Below are 17,451 nucleotides of genomic sequence, written 5' to 3'. Positions count from 1 at the left end.
AAGTGTGGAAAAGAAAAAAGACTCACGGTATACTTATATTGTGAAGAGGGTCACATTCCCCAGTCGATTCTCTTTTTCCCCCATCCAATGGTCAAAAGAAGAAGTCCTTCTCGTCATGAAGGACTTCTTCTTTTTCTATGAGTGAATACCAAAAAAGGACAGTGAAGCTTGCTCCACTGTCCTTTTTGTATTAAGCATGTGCTGAATCTTTTAAATGACGCCATACTTTTCCATCACAGTACGATAGAGAAGCACATTTCTGTTGTAAGACCAGTTTTTTTAGTTCGTGTTCAATCTGGGATTCAGGAGCGTCATAAATAAAGGCGATTTCAGCCGTAGTTGCTGTTTCATACCGTCTCAAGAATTGTTCAAGTGGTGGCTTCGGTTGTTTTTCAATCGTATGATCTAGCAGTTCACTTAAGATCGATACATAGACCAAATACTCATAAGGACCTTCTGCCTTAATGGCTTCCTCATCTCCAACGAAAGCGAGTGTCGGAAGAATTCGGACATCCCATTCCGTGACCAGTTCAGTCTCTTTCTCGAGCATTTGCTGAATCGTATCCGACGAGACATCACGGTGGAATTCATCTAAATCCAAACCATACTCTGTCAATGCTTCGGCTAACCGCATCAATGATGGCCGACTATAAGCACTTTCTCCTTCGACGTTATGAAGCATTCGAAGGCGTCGCATGAATCGCATACCAAACGTTTTTCCTTGAAGCTCAATTGCTTTTAGAATGACGAGTGGTGACATGTCACATGCGGATCGTGATGGAGCACATGGAATCGTTGCAATCGTCCGAAGACGGAACAGATGACCATATTCTAGTTCTAACTTCTTGAGAACGGGTATCAACCGTAAACCATCCGTTTGTGTCACATCTAGAAAATGATAGATTTCCAGAGGTTTCGTCGGTTGTTGAATCGATGGTTCGTCCAATGAACAATAAGATCCGTTACATTGTGCGTGTTCCATCCGTTCACCCCTTCCTGTTGTTATCGTTACCCTATTTTAGCAACGAAAAAAAAGAAAGAGCAAAGGTTTTGCTTGTTCATTCTTACACGAAAAATCAAGAAAGCGCTTTACGTTCCATGAAGCGAACGATTTTATTTTTTGTTTTGCGCTGTGGAATGTCGTGTTCTGAAAGAATTCGCTCGAAATCCTTTTGCCCTTGTTCGAAGTTGCTGACCTCAAACTCTAACTCATAATCGGTATGTCCGAGATAGCGACTTTTATCAAGGACGAGTAAGCCTTCTGGAAGTACCGTCTCGATGCGTTCGGTTTCTAAACGTCCTAAATGTTCCAACGAACCTTGCAAGTCAAAAGACGACAACTGGTGATTCATCTCTTCGGAGTGAATCAGACCGTATTTGAATAGATCTTCCGCTTCACTTGCTGATAGTGTGACATGTGTTTCAAGCAATCCATTTTCATGAGGTTGTTTTAAAGTAAGGACGAGTCCTTGTTTTTTTTCACGTATCCGTAAGGCAGCACCTTTTTTTCGAAGTTCGAAATCAGGCGTATCAAAATAATCATTTGCTTGCCAAATGGGTTGTTTAGTTGACGCATAATGGGTAAATAACGATAGATATTCTTGTTCAGACAATAAGTTCTTGAATTCGATTTCCAATTCTTGTCTAATCGGAATCACGCCTTTCTAGTTGAATGTCTGAAAATATGATAACATGAATGAGGTAGGAACAGGCACTGAACCAATACTATTCGATTAAAAGTGGTGACAAATCAGATGACAAAAGAAAATTGGGATTTATTTCTTGCGCCGTATCAAATCGCGGTCGATGAGTTGAAAGTAAAGCTAAAAGCGATTCGTAAACAATTTCAGCAACGGGGAGAGCATTCACCGATTGAATTTGTCACAGGACGGGTCAAACCTGTAAAAAGCATTCTTCAAAAAGCAGAACGAAAAGCAATTGCGCGTGAATCATTGGAACAAGATATGCAGGATATTGCCGGATTACGCATCATGTGTCAATTCGTCGATGATATCATTCATGTTCTTGAACTATTACGTTCGCGCGGTGATTTTAAAATCGTCGAGGAACGTAACTACATCACTCAAAAGAAGGATAGTGGTTATCGATCGTATCATGTCATCATTGCTTATCCAGTACAGACGATCGAAGGTGAAGTACCGACATTAGTCGAGATTCAAATTCGTACGCTTGCGATGAACTTTTGGGCGACGATCGAACACTCGTTAAATTACAAGTACCAAGGGAACATTCCGGAAGAAACACGGGAGCGCCTGCGGCGTGCGGCAGAAGCGGCATTTTTGCTTGACGCGGAGATGAGTCAATTGAAAGTAGAAATTCAAGACGCGCAACTCGTCTTTCAACGCGACGCTAAGGCGTCGGAACGATTAAAAGAGTAGGGGGATGACCATGCGTTTTGCAATCACGGCTCGTGATGATGAGCGTTCTCATGCGCTAAAACAACAACTCGAGCAGGCGTTGACGGAGCGGGGATGTGTGCTTGATGTCAGTCAACCGGAAATCGTCGTTTCAATCGGGGGGGACGGGACAATGTTACAAGCGTTCCATTCGTATCTCGATCAAGTAGAGACGATTACCCTTGTAGGGATTCATACAGGGCACCTTGGTTTTTATGCGGATTGGCGTCCTGAAGAGATGGATGAGTTGATTGATCATATCGCGAAGCAGGATTTAGCGACGGTCGAATACCCGCTGCTTGAACTATCAATTGACTATGCGGATGGCTCGCATAATCAACTGCTTGCTTTGAACGAGTGTACGATCAAAAGTTTCAATCAAACACTCGTCTGCGATTTATCGATTCGAGGCGACTATTTCGAAACGTTTCGAGGTGACGGGTTATGTGTATCGACACCCTCTGGTTCGACAGCGTACAATAAAGCACTCGGCGGTGCGATCGTCCACCCGGCACTCGAAGCGATCCAAATCACAGAAATGGCTTCGATCAATAATCGTGTTTACCGGACGATCGGCTCACCGATGTTGTTACCGAAACATCATGATGTCGAAATTCGTCCCGTCAATCCGATTGATTTTCAGATGACCTATGACCACTATGCTTCGATTGTCCATCAAAATGTGACATCGATCCGGTGTCGGGTATCAGATAAAAAAGTGAAATTTGCTCGTTTTCGTTCTTTCCCGTTTTGGCAACGGGTGCGGGAATCTTTCCTAGCAGACGAAAGACGTTGACGCAGTATGTAAAGGAAATGGAAACATGAATGGATTTCAGCTACAACAGACGGTTACTGATATCGAGGATGGCTGGCGCGTCAGTCATTTTTGTACGACCCGTCTAGGTATCTCACGAAAAATGTTAGTATCAATCAAAAATCATGGAGATATCACGCGGAACGGTCATCATGTCAACGTCCACGACGTCTTGTGCGCGGGTGACCGTGTCCACGTCTTCTTCCCGGAAGAAACACCAGCACCGGACATGGTAGCGACAGAAGGGGAACTCGATATTTTGTTTGAAGATGATTGGTTACTCGTCGTCAATAAACCACCGGGGATGGCATCGATTCCGTCACGATTGCATCCGGAACACTCATTGTCGAATTATGTTCTTGGTTATTATCGAAAACAAGGAATTCCGTATGCGATCCATATCGTCAATCGACTCGATCGAGACACGAGTGGTCTCGTCTTATTCGCAAAACACGGACTTGCCCACCACCGGATGAGTCTCATGCAACGATCGAACGAATTAGAGCGGCATTATTTAGCCTATGCACCCGGACATGTGCCGGTACAAACGATTAATCAACCAATCGGTCAAACCGATCATTCCTTCATGGAACGAATGGTACGACCGGATGGTCAACGGGCCATTACGCATATTTTAAATAGTCGACGGGTCCAAGCCTTGGATCGAGAGTTTTCCTTACTGGATATTCGACTAGAGACGGGACGGACGCACCAAATTCGTGTCCATCTTGCCTTTTTAGGACATCCTTTGATTGGAGATACGATGTATCAGGGTGAACCATTGCTCCCGCGTCAAGCACTCCATAGCGCATCAGCGACGTTCCTTCACCCTGCGACAGGAGAACGTGTCCGATTTGAAGCGCCGCTTCCCGAAGATCTTCGATTAGAATAATGGACATACGAGAAAAGGCAGTGGAGTTAATCCACTGCCTTTTCTCGTATGCGATTAATCTTCATCAAACATGGAAATCCGAGACTGAGAAGCGATTGCCATAATTAATCCTAGACCGACGAGGTTTACGATCATCGTTGATCCACCATAACTGATGAATGGTAGGGGAAGACCTGTGATCGGTAAGACACCGATCGTCATTCCGATGTTCTGGAAGATTTGGAACGTGAACATGGCGACATATCCTGTCACGATATAGGTACCAAATGGATCTGCCGTCTCAAGAGCAATTTGAATTAAGCGATAGACGAATAGGAATAAGACGATCAATACGATGGCAGCCCCGATGAAACCATAGTGGGAGGCAATCGTCGTAAAGATGAAGTCCGTATGCAGTTCCGGAACGAATACCTGCAGTTTTCCGTATCCAACCCCAAACATTTGACCAGAACCTGTTGCATTGATTGCTTGGACGAGCTGATACGAGAGATCATCCGCATATTCAAAAGGTTGCAACCAAGCCATGATCCGGTTCATCGCGTGACCTGGGAAAAACGTTGCGAGTAAGTCGTTGTGGAAATAAAACAGGTAAAAGAAGATGATGACAGAACCTGCGAACAGGGCAAACATCGTCAAGAGCCATTTCCAGTTCAGTCCAGATAACAACATGGCACATGCAAGAATGACACATAAGATCAAACCGATCCCTAAATCGGGTTGGATGATAATGAGACCAAGTGGCAAAGCCGTGACAGCAACCATTTTAACGAGCAATAAGAAGTCGCGTTCGTGTTGAACATAACGGGCATTGTGCTCGGTGATGACAGCTGCCAGCGAAACAATCAAAAAGAATTTCATGAACTCAGCCGGTTGAACTGTACCAATGACCGGGAATTGATACCACCCGTATGCCCCTTTGATTTCAGTAACGACTGGAGTGTTTCGAAGAACAACAAGACCAATCAATGACAGGATACCAGCTCCGTATAAAAACCAGTGGAATCGCTTCAACTGTTCATAATCGATGAAAATGACGACGGATAACGCCATGAAACCGATGACATACCACTGAATTTGTTTGGCGGAGAAGTTGATGGCACTGATGGCGCCTTTAAGCGAAGGTTGGGCCGTGTAGATGGCGATGACGCTGATGACCATCAGACAGGCGAGTAAAAACAACAACGTATGATCATAACGTTGTGTAAATGATTTGAATCGATTCATTTCATCCCTACTTTCTATCACTTTATATATTACCGTAATTTATCAAATCCGCAATATCAAGAGCGATGGTTGACAGAAGCGTTACGTTTTTGTAACCTGAAGATAGGTTTTATTACCAGGTACTAATTCAAGGGGGACTTTATCATGAATATTTATCCTTCACTCGAAGGCAAGACGTACGTCGTCATGGGCGTCATCAACCAACGTTCGATTGCATGGGGCATCGCACGTGCACTCGACGCTGCTGGAGCAAGCCTCGCATTTACATATGTCGGGGAACGTTTCAAAGCACCACTTGAAAAATTAGGACAGGAATTATCACGTCCGGCTTCTTATTATACGTGTGATGTCACGAGTGATGAAGAAATCGAACAGGTCTTCCAGACGATCCATGCGGATCACGGTAAGATTTCAGGAATCGCTCACTCAATCGCATTCGCGGATAAAGAAGCACTTCGTGGTGAATTTTCTGGTGTGACACGTGAACAGTTCGCGCAAGCACTTGATATCTCTGCCTACAGTCTGACGGCAGTCGTCAAGGCAGCGAAAGACTTCTTTACAGAAGACGCATCTGTCATCACATTGACGTACCTTGGTGGTGAGAAGATGGTTCCGAACTACAACGTCATGGGTGTTGCGAAAGCAGCATTAGATGCTAGCGTTCGTTATCTCGCTGCTGAATACGGACAGCAAGGTGTTCGTGTCAATGCGATCTCTGCTGGTCCGATCCGGACAGTTTCAGCAAAAGGTGTTGGCGATTTCAACTCAATCCTTGATAGCATCGAAGAACGCGCGCCACTTCACCGTAACGTTACGACGGAACAAATCGGTCAGAGTGGATTATTCTTACTTTCGCAAATGTCGAGTGGTGTAACAGGAGAAATCCTTCACGTCGATAGTGGATTCCACATTCTGTAATAGGTGATTTAGTGAACCGGGCTTCCCTTAGGAGGGGAGCTTGGTTTTTTTTGTGCTTAATCGGGGAAGTGTCAATTATAAACAACGTTAGAATTAGAAGGGGAGAGGAAGTGCAGAGGATGAACGCAATCGATTTTACGGTCGTACAATATGTGAATCGTCAAGTACGAGTCGACCCACAACTGAAAACTGAACCGGTCGCAAGGGTTCAACCGATACGCCCAGTCGATCCTTATCGAGAACATGAAACGCAAGATTTTTTAGAAGAACAGGCGAATGCATATGGAGTGTTACCAGAACTAAAACTTCCCGGTCGAAGCTTCGACCGGGAAGTTTAATCATTCATTGACCTGTAAAGCGGAATGTCTCGTAGACACTCCAAGCTCCATTTTCCAGTTCATACAATAAAGCCATTTTCGTAACATCTTCTTGGAAACGGATATCTTCCATCTTGAGACGTTCTAGTACATCGAACAATTCGACATCCGACAGTTCTTGACCAATCGTGATATGTGGCAAGAAATCGTATTTCGGATTATGTGCGAGTGGTCCTGTATGCAAGGCGCGATGTAATTGTTCTAACTCATCCGATGGCATTACTTTAAGGAACAAGACATTGTTCGTCGGATGGAACGACCGTGCTCCTTGGATGTGCAGATTGACCGGTTTCGTTTCGGACGCGATTCGATTTAACTCTGTCACGATGTGATCTAATTCTGTCTCATCGACTCCCATCCGCTCCCGTAACGTGATGTGCGGTGTGATCAGTGAATACTTCGAGTCATATCTCTTTCGGTATGAATTGGCAAAATCTTGAACGCGTTTCGATGGAAACAATACAACCCCGATGTTCATCGAAAATCCCCTACTTTCCCCTGAAATGATAACGCTTTACAAAATAATCATGACGGATTCTGGCGTCGATGTCAAAGAAGTTTGAGAGGAGCTTTAGAATCCGTGTATACTAATGAAGTACTTTGTTGGAGAGGTGGATACAGTCATGAAGAAAACACATTCAAAAGAGGTCAAACAAGCAGCAATTGACAAGTTACATGAACGCGAGGTGACGATTCATGCGATTGCTGAGATCGTTTACCAAATGCAAGCACCATACACAGTGGATCTGACAGTAGAAACATGTGTCAGTTCGGTTGAACGAGTTCTTGAAAAGCGTGAATTACAACATGCGATCCTTGTCGGGGCAGAATTAGATATTCTTGCTGAAAAAGGATTATTATCAGAACCACTCTTGTCCATCATCCAAAGCGATGAAGGATTATTTGGCGTAGATGAAACGATCGCGATTGGTGCTGTCAATACGTACGGTTCTATCGCTGTTACGACATTCGGATATTTGGATAAGGCGAAGGTTGGGATCATCAAAGAACTGGATACGAAGCTCGGAGACGGAAAAGTCAATACGTTCATGGACGATATCGTTGCAGCCATCGCAGCAAATGCATCAGGGCGTTTGGCGCATCGTTTGCGGGATAAGGAAGATTATTCAGCAGAAGAATTAGAAGAACGTAAGGGGACATACTAATGCGGGGGGCAAGAGCGGCGTGGGTGGGTGCATCCATCGCTGTCGTCTTGTTCGTGATCATCGCCGTCTCGATTCGAATGACGGGCTATTTTTTATTTGACGCTCAATTATCGTCGTACATGTCTCAACATGTTCCAGGGGACTATGTCTCTTGGTTCACTCAACTAGGCTCTGGTCCTGGGGCGATGACAATGACGGTGTTACTTGGAGTAGTGAGTTATGTCTTATGGCGAGATCGTATCGCAAGTATTTGGTATGTATTGATGGCGATCTCTGTAGGAGCGTTGAATCAAGTCGTCAAATTTGCCTTCGTACGAGAACGTCCTTCATTGAATGAGTTAGTTGGTGGTGTTGGCTATAGTTTTCCAAGTGGTCATTCCGCGATGGCATTCGCTGTATATGTAGGATTTCTTGTCGTCGCTTTCCGGCATTTAAAAACGACTGGCAAAGTAATCGTATCGGTGTTGACGATTGGGTTATTTCTTGCCATGGGAGCTTCCCGCATCATTTTAAACGTTCATTATTTTTCAGACGTCATCGGTGGTTATTGTTTTGCAGCGATTCTTTTATGTAGCTCCTATGCATTCATCGTCTCCCGCAGAAAAAAAGGAGTGTCTTAATGCTAGTATTAGATGTAGATCATAGTTTATTATTTGATGAAGAAACGATGCGTTCTATTGATAAACCGACCTTGCTTGTTGAGCGAGTCGCCGGACGACCGCGATTCATGACGATGCGAGCGCATCTTAGATTAAAACGATTGGTCTCAATCAACGGTGTCATTCCGGTGACGAAACGAACGATGGAAGAATATCAGCAGTTGGAACTTTTCCAAATCGATGCGCCGCCTAAATGGGCAATCATTGCTAGTGGAGAGATATTGCTGAAAGAAGGAAAAGTAGATCGTCGATATGAAAACTGGCTTCGTCAATTTAAAAAGGAAAGCTCACTTGATTCTATCCTTGAGTATCTTATTGAGATGGAACAAGTGTCGTTTGATGTATATCCTTCCGACACATTATCGAATCAAATCGCACTTCCGCACGAACCGATTCATCGTACGTTGGACGAAGCGATGTTGCTAGAAGAATTATTTCGTAAATACGAAACAAAATAAAGAACCGGACGGTCTTTTTTAAGACCGTCCGGTTCTTTATTTTTTAATGTTAGGTATCAAGTTGTAGGTAGAGAAATGTCGTCGAACCAGAACACGCCGACCGTCTCAGCACCAGCATGTGCCAAGATGGAAGGACCGAATTGCGTGATACGAACGTTGATTTCAGGATGTTCCGTTACAATCAAACGTTTTAATTCTTCAGCAGCAGTATGAGCGAGCGTATGACCGATATATAGTGTTCGATCGTAGACTCCTTGTGCTGTCACTTTAGAAGTGATCTCGGTTACCATTTCCTTAAATGCTTTTTTGATCGAGCGTACCTTCTTGAAAGGAACAAGCTGTCCTTCTTCATTAAATTGAACGATCGGCTTGATGTTGAGCATATTCGCTAATAAAAATTGACTTCCTGAAACTCGACCACTACGTCGCATCGTCTCCATATTTCCAATAATCAGATAAAAATGCGATTTGTGTTTAAACGTTTCAAGTGTCGACATGACTTCCTTTGGATCGTTACCAGCAGCTACTAGTCGCTGTGCGATCCGGACAAGTTCTTGTTGATTGGCAGCACCCGTGTATGAATCAATCGCATACAGCGGGAAACCGACAGCCTCAGCTGCAGCGACCGAACTGGAGTAGGTACCACTTAAGCCACTCGTGATGTGAATCGCATATCCGTAATCATAACCGTCTTCGAGTAACTGTTCGTATAGAGTTACGAAGTCACCAAAAGACGGTTGCGAAGTCGTAGGTGAGATTTTCGAATCGTCCTGCATTTTTTGATTCAATTGTTCAATCGAGATATCGACATACTCCCGGTAAGACTCCCCGTTCAAGATGAGTAATGTCGGTATCACATGGACTCCGATTTTTTCAGCCTCTCCTGGCTCGAAAAAAGCCATGCTGTCGGTAATCCAAGCAATCTTATCCATGTATATGACGCCTCCATTAATATAACCATTTTGTTCATCATACCATAGCTATGAAAACGGAATCACTAGCTAGCGCGTTTTTGTATGACGGAAGGGGTGGAAACGTGTCCAAACCATGAACTGAGACCAAAGGCGATAAGTGTCGGAAATAACCATTCTAAACTTTGATCCACTAAAGGAAGTGATTGATAGAAGGTTTTGAGATTTCCCGGGAAAAAAGAAAGTTGGTTTAACGCACTACAAAGTGAGAAGAAAATCGTTACTCCAAGAGTGAACTGATAAACGACCGACTTACGACGGAACAGATGACGCATGAACGTTAATGCGATTAAGACGATGACGATTGGATAAAGGAACATCAACACGGGAACAGCGATTGATAACAATGTCTGTAATCCGACAATAGATACCGTGAGACCAAGAACAGTGGTGAAGATACTTGCTGTTTTTAATGTGACACGTGTTGAAAGAGTCATCATATATTCTGCAAATGCAGTGACGAGACCAACTGAAGTCGTCAAGCAGGCAAGTAGGATCGCAAGACCAAGTACAGCTAAACCAATTGAACCGAATGCTGTATTCGCATAATGCTGAAGAAGGGTCGGACCATCGACTTTTCCGATTGCGGCAAATGTATTACGTCCGATCATTCCGAGTCCGATATAGACGAGAGTCAAAGCAACTGCAGCAATCGTTCCAGCACGAGTGACGACTTTAAATTGTGCTGTTCGTTCATGAACGCCTCGACTTTTTAATGTATGAAGTACCACGACACCGAAGACTAAGGCGCCGAGTGCATCAAGCGTTAAGTATCCTTGAAGAAAACCTTGGATGAATGCTTGACCTGTCGTCTCATAGGCTTTGCTTGGTGAAGCGACACTTGAAAGTGGTGAGACGATGCTACTGATGCTTAACGCAGCAAGTGCAATCAGCAATAAAGGTGTGATGAAACGTCCGATGATTTCAAGTAATTTACCAGGACGCAATACGAGGTAAAGCGTAGCAATGAAAAAGAGACTTGATGAGAGAACTAATGTCATTTGTGAAGGCGCACCGAGAAATGGTACAACACCGAGCTCATACGTGACAACCGATGTCCGAGGGATTCCGAAGAAAGGTCCAATGGCAACGTAGAGAGCAAACGTCAAGGCAGCACCTACAAAACGAGGGAGAGGAGCAGCAAGCGTTTTGATACCGCCTCCGATGGATGCGACAGCAAGTAAGCCGAGCAACGGAAGACCCACACCTGTCACGATAAAGCCGAGGATGGCTGGGAGGAATTGTTTACCTGCAAGGGCGCCGAGTTCTGGTGGGAAGATTAGGTTACCCGCACCGAAAAATAATGCGAAGATCATAAATCCTAAAGCGAACGTATCTTTTGTCTTAAACATGTGTTGTCCTCCATTCCTTCTAATTTCAATAAAAAAAGCCTCATCCACGATGTGCGTGGATAGGCGTCGTGTGATCAGACGCCTTGTCGAAATGACGAAAAGGGCCTGGTCTTCATCTTCTCAATCGAGAAATGAATCTTCAGTCCCTGGTCCTAATCACAATCAGTCGTACTGGGATAAGCGATGTATATGTCATGTTTAAAACCTCCTGTTTGAATTTTTCTAAGGATAACATGAAGAATCTAAGAAAACAATATTTTCTGAAAATTTATCACCGAGACTTTTAAACAGAAAAAACCCTTAACTCATGAATGGAAGTCTTGAGTTAAGGATTTTCATACAAATGTCAGCTTGTCGCAATCGAGCGTATTTTTTTATGGCGTTTCAATTTATGGAGGAGCCAAGCGTGAACGACCTCACAGGATTGACGTGGTAACGTCAGTTCAACAAGCGATTCCTGCTGTTGCCCTTTAATGACGAAAAGTCCATTTTCTTCATCGACAGGGGCGATGGTCATTGAACTCGCTTCATTCAGCGACAGTTTCACTTCACCGAGTGTCGCATCCTTTAATTTGAGGATGTTCCCGTTCGTCGCAAATTTCGTGAATGAGCCAATTCCGTTCACTTTTAACTGATCCATATTGAATTCCTCCTTCTGCTGATTCCAGTACCATCCCTACAAAAAAACAGGTCTAACTTCTATCTTAAAAAGGTTATCCTCATTATAGCGAAGTCCTCACAAGATGCTAGTCTTATTTTGTGTGAAAATTCGAAAAATTTTTTAACGATATTGTCACATTGTCCATAATAACCGTAAAGAAGGAATCATCATTTAAAATTCAAATAGAACAAAAGCATCCTTTTCTAAAAGAAAAAGATGCTAAAGGTCAATCTAACTCAAAACTCCATTTCTTTTTTCGACACACAAGCGTTCCACGTCTAAGAATCGATTCTTTCTCGGCTTCAAAATCTTCATGTAATACGCTCATGTCTTCATAACGGCCAGCCACGTAGACAGGAATCGTAATATTTCTTGAAAAAACAGATCGCTTTGCGCTTTCGAAATCAATCAGGACCCCTTCTCCGAGAAAATGACGGATATGGATCATGATTTCAGCTGTTAAAGCAATAGAGGCAACGGATCGTGCGTGCTGTCGGAATTTTCGTTGCACAAGATCAGCAATCAATTGTTCGACGCGTGCCCAGTCTTTTAAGTAAACGGAAGCATGAAGTCCGTCATGCTCGCTAAAATAGACCAATTCATTTTCAATCGAATCAAGGAAGGGAAGTGGCATTCCACGTTTCATATGCATTAAAAATAACAACTCTGCGATCTCGACATCCGTTAATACGTCGAGTGAATGGGAGGAACGAATATCGATAGCGATCAATGGATGACGCTGCACATCCGTGGATTGTGAAAACTGTTCGATTTCATGCGCTTCGATATAATGTAGCATTGTCCGAAACGATTGTTTCGTCTGCTTGAAATCACTTCCTGAAATAAGCAAAGGACGCTTCAAATCGACGGCTGCGGCGAAATCAGAGAAATGCACCCCTGACATCGTCAAGCGTTGATTTTCCTCGTCCTCATATAAGTAAAGTAACGCACTTGACATACCACTTCGCTTCCTTTCCGTGACTAACTCCTTCATAATTCAATAGTAGCAAAACTTCGAATTGCCTGAAAGGATATTTACTCCTGAAAACGGGCATACTACATAGAGAAGCATAAAGAGAGGTGATGGAGCATGTGGGGCTTGCGAAAGCCATTCCCGGAATTGCGAACCGAGCGCTTCGTATTACGTGAGCTCGAAAACCGTGACGCACGTGAATTGTTTAAAATCCTATCAGATGATGAAGTCATGTACTATTACGGATCAGATCCGCTTGTGACAGTCTATGAAGCAAAAAATGTCATCAGTTACTTCAAGGAACAGTTTACACAAGGTAAAGCGATTCGCTGGGCAATTGCTGATGCAGAAACGAATCAATTGATCGGTACGATTGGTTTTCATAACTGGCTCTCCCAATACCATCGAGCTGAAATTGGCTTTGAAGTCAGTCAAGAGTATTGGCAACGCGGAGTGGCTTCCGAAGCGGCTCGAGCTGTTCTGACTTACGGATTTGAGGAATTCGCTCTCCATCGCATCAGTGCTCTCGTAGCACCTGAGAATCTTGCTTCCAATGCATTGGTGCAAAAATTAGGGTTTCAAGCAGAAGGATTATTAGAAGATTATGCATATAGTCATGGTCGTTTCATGAACTTGACGATGTACCGTATGCTCGCATCTGAGTGGAAGGGATGAGGTAGTCAATGGAAAAACAAACACTTGTACTCCTACATGGATTTACAGGAGGGACAGATTATTTTAATCGGGTAGAGGCAAAATTACGACATTCTTTTGAAGTTTTACCGTTGAGTTTACCAGGACATGAAGGACTGGATGTTGGACCTGATACGATTGAGGGATTCGCAGAATGGGTCATGGATGATCTAGAGCGACGTGGTGTTGAAAAGCCAATCATCGTTGGTCACTCTTTTGGCGGGTACATCACGGCTGCAATCGTGGAAAGGTATGCCGAACAAATCAGTGGATATGGTCTCGTTTACTCAACGGCGAAAGCAGATGATGAACAAGCGAAACAAAAACGAAATCAAAATATCACGCGCGTCGAAGAAGTTGGTGTAAGAGAATTTGTCAATGGTCTTGTTCCGTCCTTATTTGCGGAAGGAGCCGATGAATTCGCTGTTGCTGAAGCACTTGAAATTGGGTATATGATGACCGTCGAAGGAGCCATCCGTGCACTCTCTGCGATGCGAGATCGTCGGGATATGACGAAAGCTTTAACGAAAGCAAACGTAAAAGGTGTCATCATTCATGGTACGAAGGATCCATTGATCTCAGAGGAAAGTGCGTTTGCACCAACAAATGATCATCTCATACATCGGTCAACAGACAGTGGACACATGGGGATGCTTGAGACACCGGATGCCTTCGTTGCAATTATCGAAGAAGCATTCAAGTAAGTTTTTGCCCTACGGTCATTTCTGTAGGGCATTTGCTTTGCATTTCAGATTAGATATCTGAAATGATAGAAGTGGAGGGGATACACATGAAAATCGTAGCGATTGAACCAACACCAAGTCCAAATAACATGAAAGTCATCGTTGATGAGGTCTTTTCGGAAAAGGGGCAGACATTCGAGCATGCCTTTGGCGCACCGGAACACATTCAGCGATTACTTGAAATACCTGGCGTTAAGTTTGTTTATCAGGTCAGTGACTTTTTATCGATCGAGCGTTATCCGAAATATGATTGGCGTTCGCTTGTCATCGATATACGACGTGCGTTCGGTGAAACGTTAAATGACGTTGAACAGCACGAGACAGATGCTGAGTATGAGCCAGTCCATTTATTTGTACAGTTCATTTTAGGCGTACCAATGCAAATCAAAGGTGTGAAAGGATTAGAAGAAAAACGAGAAGGGTTGCCAGAACGATTCCGAGAAGCAGCGCTATTCGTCCAACCATTCGTTCAGAATGTCATTAGCGATCGACGCTGGGTGGAACAAGCACCTCGATACGGTGACCTTGACGAAAGTTTGCGTGAAGTAGCGAATGAGATTGAGATCGCATATCCAGTCGAACGTATCGAACGTCTCAAGTCGCTTGCAGCAGGGGAAGATATCGCCTTTAGTGGTCAAGCTATTCGTTCGTCTGATTGGAAAGAACGATTTGCGGCGCTTGATGAACTGCCTGTTGAAATGGAATGGGTTCCGGCGTATGCACGATTATTACAGGATGAAAAAATGCAAATTCGTCGTCAAGCAATCGTAAAGCTTGGGATGTTCGAAGAACATCGGGAAGAATTATTAGAGTATCTGACAAGTGCACTCCATGATCCATCAGGTATCGTACGACGAACAGCAGGTGATACGATTTCGGATTGGGCGATGCCAGAGGCTGAACCAATGATGATGGAGGCTTTGACGGATAAAAATAAACTAGTACGTTGGCGGGCTGCTCGATTCCTGTTCGATGTTGGAACAGAACAGTCGATTCCAAGACTGCGTGAAGCGAGCCGAGACCGAGAATATGAAGTCGCTTTACAGGCGGAACTCGCCTTGACTCGAATCGAAAGTGGGGAAGAAGCACTAGGGACGGTCTGGCAACAAATGAATCGAATGATAGATGAAAGTTCATGAGAACTCAAAATAATATTGTGTGAAAGAATCATTCGACAAAATGAGCCATCGATTGTCTAGGTATATTTTCCCTGTTATCTAAAAATGATGGTAAAATAATCAAAATTATGTTGTCATCTTTTTGAAATCGAAATGAAATGTGTTGGAAACGCTCGTAAAAACGCTTGCATGCAACAACTATATAGATTATTCCAAAATATCCCTATTTGAACTGGAATATTGTTTTGAAATGAAATGTCGAATGACTATTCTCTTCTTTTTTCATCTCTTTGATACAGTAAACCTACAATAACGAATTCGAAGCATGTAGGTCATCTTTTGGCTTGGCATATGAATGAGAAAAGGGGAGAATCGGGGATATGTTACTTTTCGCTGAAACTGATTTAGCAGTAGGATACAAGGAACGGACAACAACAGGGGTATATGTCACGATCGAAACAATTGACAGTCGTACGATTACATTGGTTGCACCAGCAAACGCGGCAGAAGATATTTGTGACGAACTGTTTGCGACAGGTTTAGAGCAATTGTTTTCATTCAAGATGAATCCATCTACTTTACCTGTAGCATAAGAGATGAAATGTGCGAGAGAGGAAATCCTCTCTCGCTTTTTTTTGTGATAAAATTGATTAGATAAAAGGAGGGATGAAATGAAACGTCTCGTTTTCATTCTGTTGCTGCTTACTGTTTGTTTAGCAGGTTGCCAAGAAAAGAAACAACAGGCAACAAAAACCATGAACGAACCGATTCAGATTGCAGTCAAAACGACAAAGCAAGACAGTATGATGCAATTAGACATTTCCTTAACGAATCCAAATGATCACAGTGTAAACGTGACATATCCTTCCTCGCAACGATTTCAGGCTCAATTGATTGATGCGAAACAACACGTAACGTATGATTTTGAGAAAGAGCAAGTATTCACGCAAGCGATTGAGAAGGATACGTTCACTAAACGCGAAACGAAACAGTACACGGTTGAATTACCGATCTCCTCTTTAGGTGATAGCAAGGAAGTTCGCGTATCGACAATCCGCCAGTTCAAAGGAGCAAATGCAAAACAAACGACGGATCACCAAATGATTGATTCAAAATGACGATCAAAACGATGTGAAGGAGTGAATTTATTCATGCAACAAGAAATCATCCAAGTAACAGGCGTTAAACCTATCATTGATCCAGCCCAAGAAGTAAACGAGCGGGTAGCCTTCTTGAAGGCGTATCTCAAGCATACAGGGGCGAAGGGATTCGTATTAGGCATCTCCGGGGGACAAGATTCAACGCTCGCAGGTCGTCTATGCCAACTGGCAGTTGAAGAGTTGCGAAAAGAAGAGGGACAAGATGTCTCATTTTATGCGGTCCGCTTGCCTTATGGTGAACAACAAGATGAAGCAGACGCACAGGCAGCCTTGACTTTTATTCAACCGGATCATTCGCTTCGTGTGAATATCAAACCAGCGGTCGAAGCATCGATGCGGGCATTCGAAGAGGCGACAGGTGCAGAACTTTCAGACTTTAGCAAAGGAAATACGAAAGCGCGAGAACGAATGAAGAGTCAATATGATTTAGCCGCTCATTATGGCTGTTTAGTCGTTGGAACGGATCATGCAGCCGAATTCGTGACGGGATTCTACACGAAACATGGGGATGGTGCATGTGATTTAACGCCATTAACGGGACTGAATAAACGGCAAGGGAAACAACTCTTACGTTACTTGAACGCCCCAGAAGTCTTGATTGAAAAAGTTCCGACAGCAGACCTTGAAGAAAATCGTCCGGCACTACCAGACGAAGTGGCACTCGGAATGACATACGAAGAAATTGATGATTATTTGGAAGGTAAGTCGATTTCAGAAGCAAGTCAAGAAAAGTTAGAGACGCAGTATAAACGTGTTGGACATAAGCATCATATGCCCGTCTCACCACTTGATGAATGGTGGAAAGCATAATCAAAAATAAGGAGATATGATTTCATGATTGAAATCATGTCTTTT

The 17,451-nt window shown here is 43.6% G+C and carries 22 protein-coding genes; 14 read left to right on the top strand and 8 right to left on the bottom strand.

Annotated elements, in window-relative coordinates; translation table 11 throughout:
• Positions 1-190: 190 nt before the first annotated feature.
• Both VJ374_RS11125 and VJ374_RS11120 read right to left on the bottom strand, forming a co-directional pair.
• A complete protein-coding gene (locus tag VJ374_RS11125) occupies positions 191-982 on the bottom strand; it encodes a DsbA family protein (RefSeq protein ID WP_050677567.1) in 792 nt (263 codons plus the stop codon).
• Between the two features lie 94 nt (positions 983-1,076).
• Positions 1,077-1,637 (bottom strand): CYTH domain-containing protein, encoded by a 561-nt coding sequence (locus VJ374_RS11120; protein ID WP_052019082.1) that lies wholly within the window; start codon positions 1,635-1,637, stop codon positions 1,077-1,079.
• Positions 1,638-1,754: 117 nt separating this feature from the next.
• Here VJ374_RS11120 and VJ374_RS11115 point away from each other — a divergent pair, with 117 nt between their 5' ends.
• Genes VJ374_RS11115 through VJ374_RS11105 form a run of 3 tightly spaced genes read left to right on the top strand, consistent with a single transcriptional unit; the run spans position 1,755 to position 4,123 of the window.
• Entirely contained in the window at positions 1,755-2,399 is a 645-nt protein-coding gene (locus tag VJ374_RS11115) for a GTP diphosphokinase (protein WP_035396676.1), read from the top strand.
• 10 nt (positions 2,400-2,409) lie between these two features.
• Positions 2,410-3,213 carry an NAD kinase gene (locus VJ374_RS11110; protein WP_056062419.1) on the top strand — a complete coding sequence of 268 codons (804 nt, stop codon included), beginning with the start codon at positions 2,410-2,412 and terminating at the stop codon, positions 3,211-3,213.
• A 25-nt stretch (positions 3,214-3,238) separates the two neighbouring features.
• Positions 3,239-4,123, top strand: coding sequence for an RluA family pseudouridine synthase (locus VJ374_RS11105; RefSeq protein ID WP_308101794.1), 885 nt, complete (start codon positions 3,239-3,241; stop codon positions 4,121-4,123).
• Between the two features lie 54 nt (positions 4,124-4,177).
• Here VJ374_RS11105 and VJ374_RS11100 read toward each other — a convergent pair whose 3' ends face one another.
• Entirely contained in the window at positions 4,178-5,347 is a 1,170-nt protein-coding gene (locus VJ374_RS11100; RefSeq protein ID WP_056062414.1) for an FtsW/RodA/SpoVE family cell cycle protein, read from the bottom strand.
• A gap of 144 nt (positions 5,348-5,491) precedes the next feature.
• Between VJ374_RS11100 and fabI the strand changes: the two genes are divergently transcribed.
• The gene (fabI, locus tag VJ374_RS11095; protein WP_029342212.1) at positions 5,492-6,265 is read left to right on the top strand and encodes an enoyl-ACP reductase FabI; all 774 of its coding nucleotides are present in this window, start codon (positions 5,492-5,494) and stop codon (positions 6,263-6,265) included.
• A 119-nt stretch (positions 6,266-6,384) separates the two neighbouring features.
• Positions 6,385-6,603 (top strand): hypothetical protein, encoded by a 219-nt coding sequence (locus VJ374_RS11090; RefSeq protein ID WP_035406634.1) that lies wholly within the window; start codon positions 6,385-6,387, stop codon positions 6,601-6,603.
• 4 nt (positions 6,604-6,607) lie between these two features.
• Here the strand turns inward: VJ374_RS11090 and VJ374_RS11085 are convergent, their stop codons facing one another.
• On the bottom strand, positions 6,608-7,120 hold the full coding sequence (locus VJ374_RS11085) for a YjcG family protein (protein WP_056062411.1): 513 nt from the start codon (positions 7,118-7,120) through the stop codon (positions 6,608-6,610).
• Between the two features lie 145 nt (positions 7,121-7,265).
• Between VJ374_RS11085 and VJ374_RS11080 the strand changes: the two genes are divergently transcribed.
• From VJ374_RS11080 to VJ374_RS11070, 3 genes are read left to right on the top strand one after another with little or no spacing between them, the layout of a single operon-like run.
• Positions 7,266-7,808, top strand: coding sequence for a phosphatidylglycerophosphatase A family protein (locus tag VJ374_RS11080; RefSeq protein ID WP_329468802.1), 543 nt, complete (start codon positions 7,266-7,268; stop codon positions 7,806-7,808).
• Positions 7,808-8,428, top strand: coding sequence for a phosphatase PAP2 family protein (locus tag VJ374_RS11075; protein WP_052018989.1), 621 nt, complete (start codon positions 7,808-7,810; stop codon positions 8,426-8,428). Before VJ374_RS11080 ends, VJ374_RS11075 begins: the two co-directional genes overlap by 1 nt.
• Positions 8,428-8,925 carry a hypothetical protein gene (locus VJ374_RS11070; protein ID WP_035406643.1) on the top strand — a complete coding sequence of 166 codons (498 nt, stop codon included), beginning with the start codon at positions 8,428-8,430 and terminating at the stop codon, positions 8,923-8,925. The genes VJ374_RS11075 and VJ374_RS11070 overlap by 1 nt, the downstream gene beginning before the upstream one ends.
• A gap of 56 nt (positions 8,926-8,981) precedes the next feature.
• On the opposite strand, the gene VJ374_RS11065 is transcribed toward VJ374_RS11070, so the two are convergent.
• The 4 genes from VJ374_RS11065 to VJ374_RS11050 all read right to left on the bottom strand — a co-directional run bounded on the left by VJ374_RS11065 (position 8,982) and on the right by VJ374_RS11050 (position 12,867).
• Positions 8,982-9,857 (bottom strand): DegV family protein, encoded by an 876-nt coding sequence (locus VJ374_RS11065; protein ID WP_035406645.1) that lies wholly within the window; start codon positions 9,855-9,857, stop codon positions 8,982-8,984.
• A gap of 65 nt (positions 9,858-9,922) precedes the next feature.
• Positions 9,923-11,248 carry a branched-chain amino acid transport system II carrier protein gene (brnQ, locus tag VJ374_RS11060; RefSeq protein WP_329468801.1) on the bottom strand — a complete coding sequence of 442 codons (1,326 nt, stop codon included), beginning with the start codon at positions 11,246-11,248 and terminating at the stop codon, positions 9,923-9,925.
• Between the two features lie 346 nt (positions 11,249-11,594).
• Entirely contained in the window at positions 11,595-11,888 is a 294-nt protein-coding gene (locus tag VJ374_RS11055; RefSeq protein WP_035406649.1) for a hypothetical protein, read from the bottom strand.
• A 247-nt stretch (positions 11,889-12,135) separates the two neighbouring features.
• The gene (locus tag VJ374_RS11050; protein WP_056062405.1) at positions 12,136-12,867 is read right to left on the bottom strand and encodes a hypothetical protein; all 732 of its coding nucleotides are present in this window, start codon (positions 12,865-12,867) and stop codon (positions 12,136-12,138) included.
• Positions 12,868-12,999: 132 nt separating this feature from the next.
• Between VJ374_RS11050 and VJ374_RS11045 the strand changes: the two genes are divergently transcribed.
• From VJ374_RS11045 to nadE, 6 genes are all read left to right on the top strand, one after another.
• On the top strand, positions 13,000-13,557 hold the full coding sequence (locus VJ374_RS11045) for a GNAT family N-acetyltransferase (protein WP_035406655.1): 558 nt from the start codon (positions 13,000-13,002) through the stop codon (positions 13,555-13,557).
• An 8-nt stretch (positions 13,558-13,565) separates the two neighbouring features.
• Complete coding sequence (locus VJ374_RS11040) at positions 13,566-14,279, top strand: alpha/beta fold hydrolase (RefSeq protein WP_329468800.1); 714 nt, start codon at positions 13,566-13,568, stop codon at positions 14,277-14,279.
• Between the two features lie 86 nt (positions 14,280-14,365).
• On the top strand, positions 14,366-15,457 hold the full coding sequence (locus VJ374_RS11035) for a conserved virulence factor C family protein (protein ID WP_056062400.1): 1,092 nt from the start codon (positions 14,366-14,368) through the stop codon (positions 15,455-15,457).
• A 359-nt stretch (positions 15,458-15,816) separates the two neighbouring features.
• On the top strand, positions 15,817-16,029 hold the full coding sequence (locus tag VJ374_RS11030) for a hypothetical protein (RefSeq protein ID WP_035406663.1): 213 nt from the start codon (positions 15,817-15,819) through the stop codon (positions 16,027-16,029).
• 78 nt (positions 16,030-16,107) lie between these two features.
• Positions 16,108-16,554: a BsuPI-related putative proteinase inhibitor gene (locus tag VJ374_RS11025; RefSeq protein WP_035406667.1), complete on the top strand. Its 447-nt coding sequence runs from the start codon at positions 16,108-16,110 to the stop codon at positions 16,552-16,554.
• A 33-nt stretch (positions 16,555-16,587) separates the two neighbouring features.
• Positions 16,588-17,406, top strand: coding sequence for an ammonia-dependent NAD(+) synthetase (gene nadE / locus VJ374_RS11020; protein WP_035406669.1), 819 nt, complete (start codon positions 16,588-16,590; stop codon positions 17,404-17,406).
• Positions 17,407-17,451: the final 45 nt, after the last annotated feature.

The organism is Exiguobacterium sp. 9-2, from assembly GCF_036287235.1.
Lineage (GTDB): Bacteria > Bacillota > Bacilli > Exiguobacteriales > Exiguobacteriaceae > Exiguobacterium_A.
Note: the sequence above shows the minus strand (reverse complement) of the source record. Positions and strands in the feature narration are given on the sequence as shown.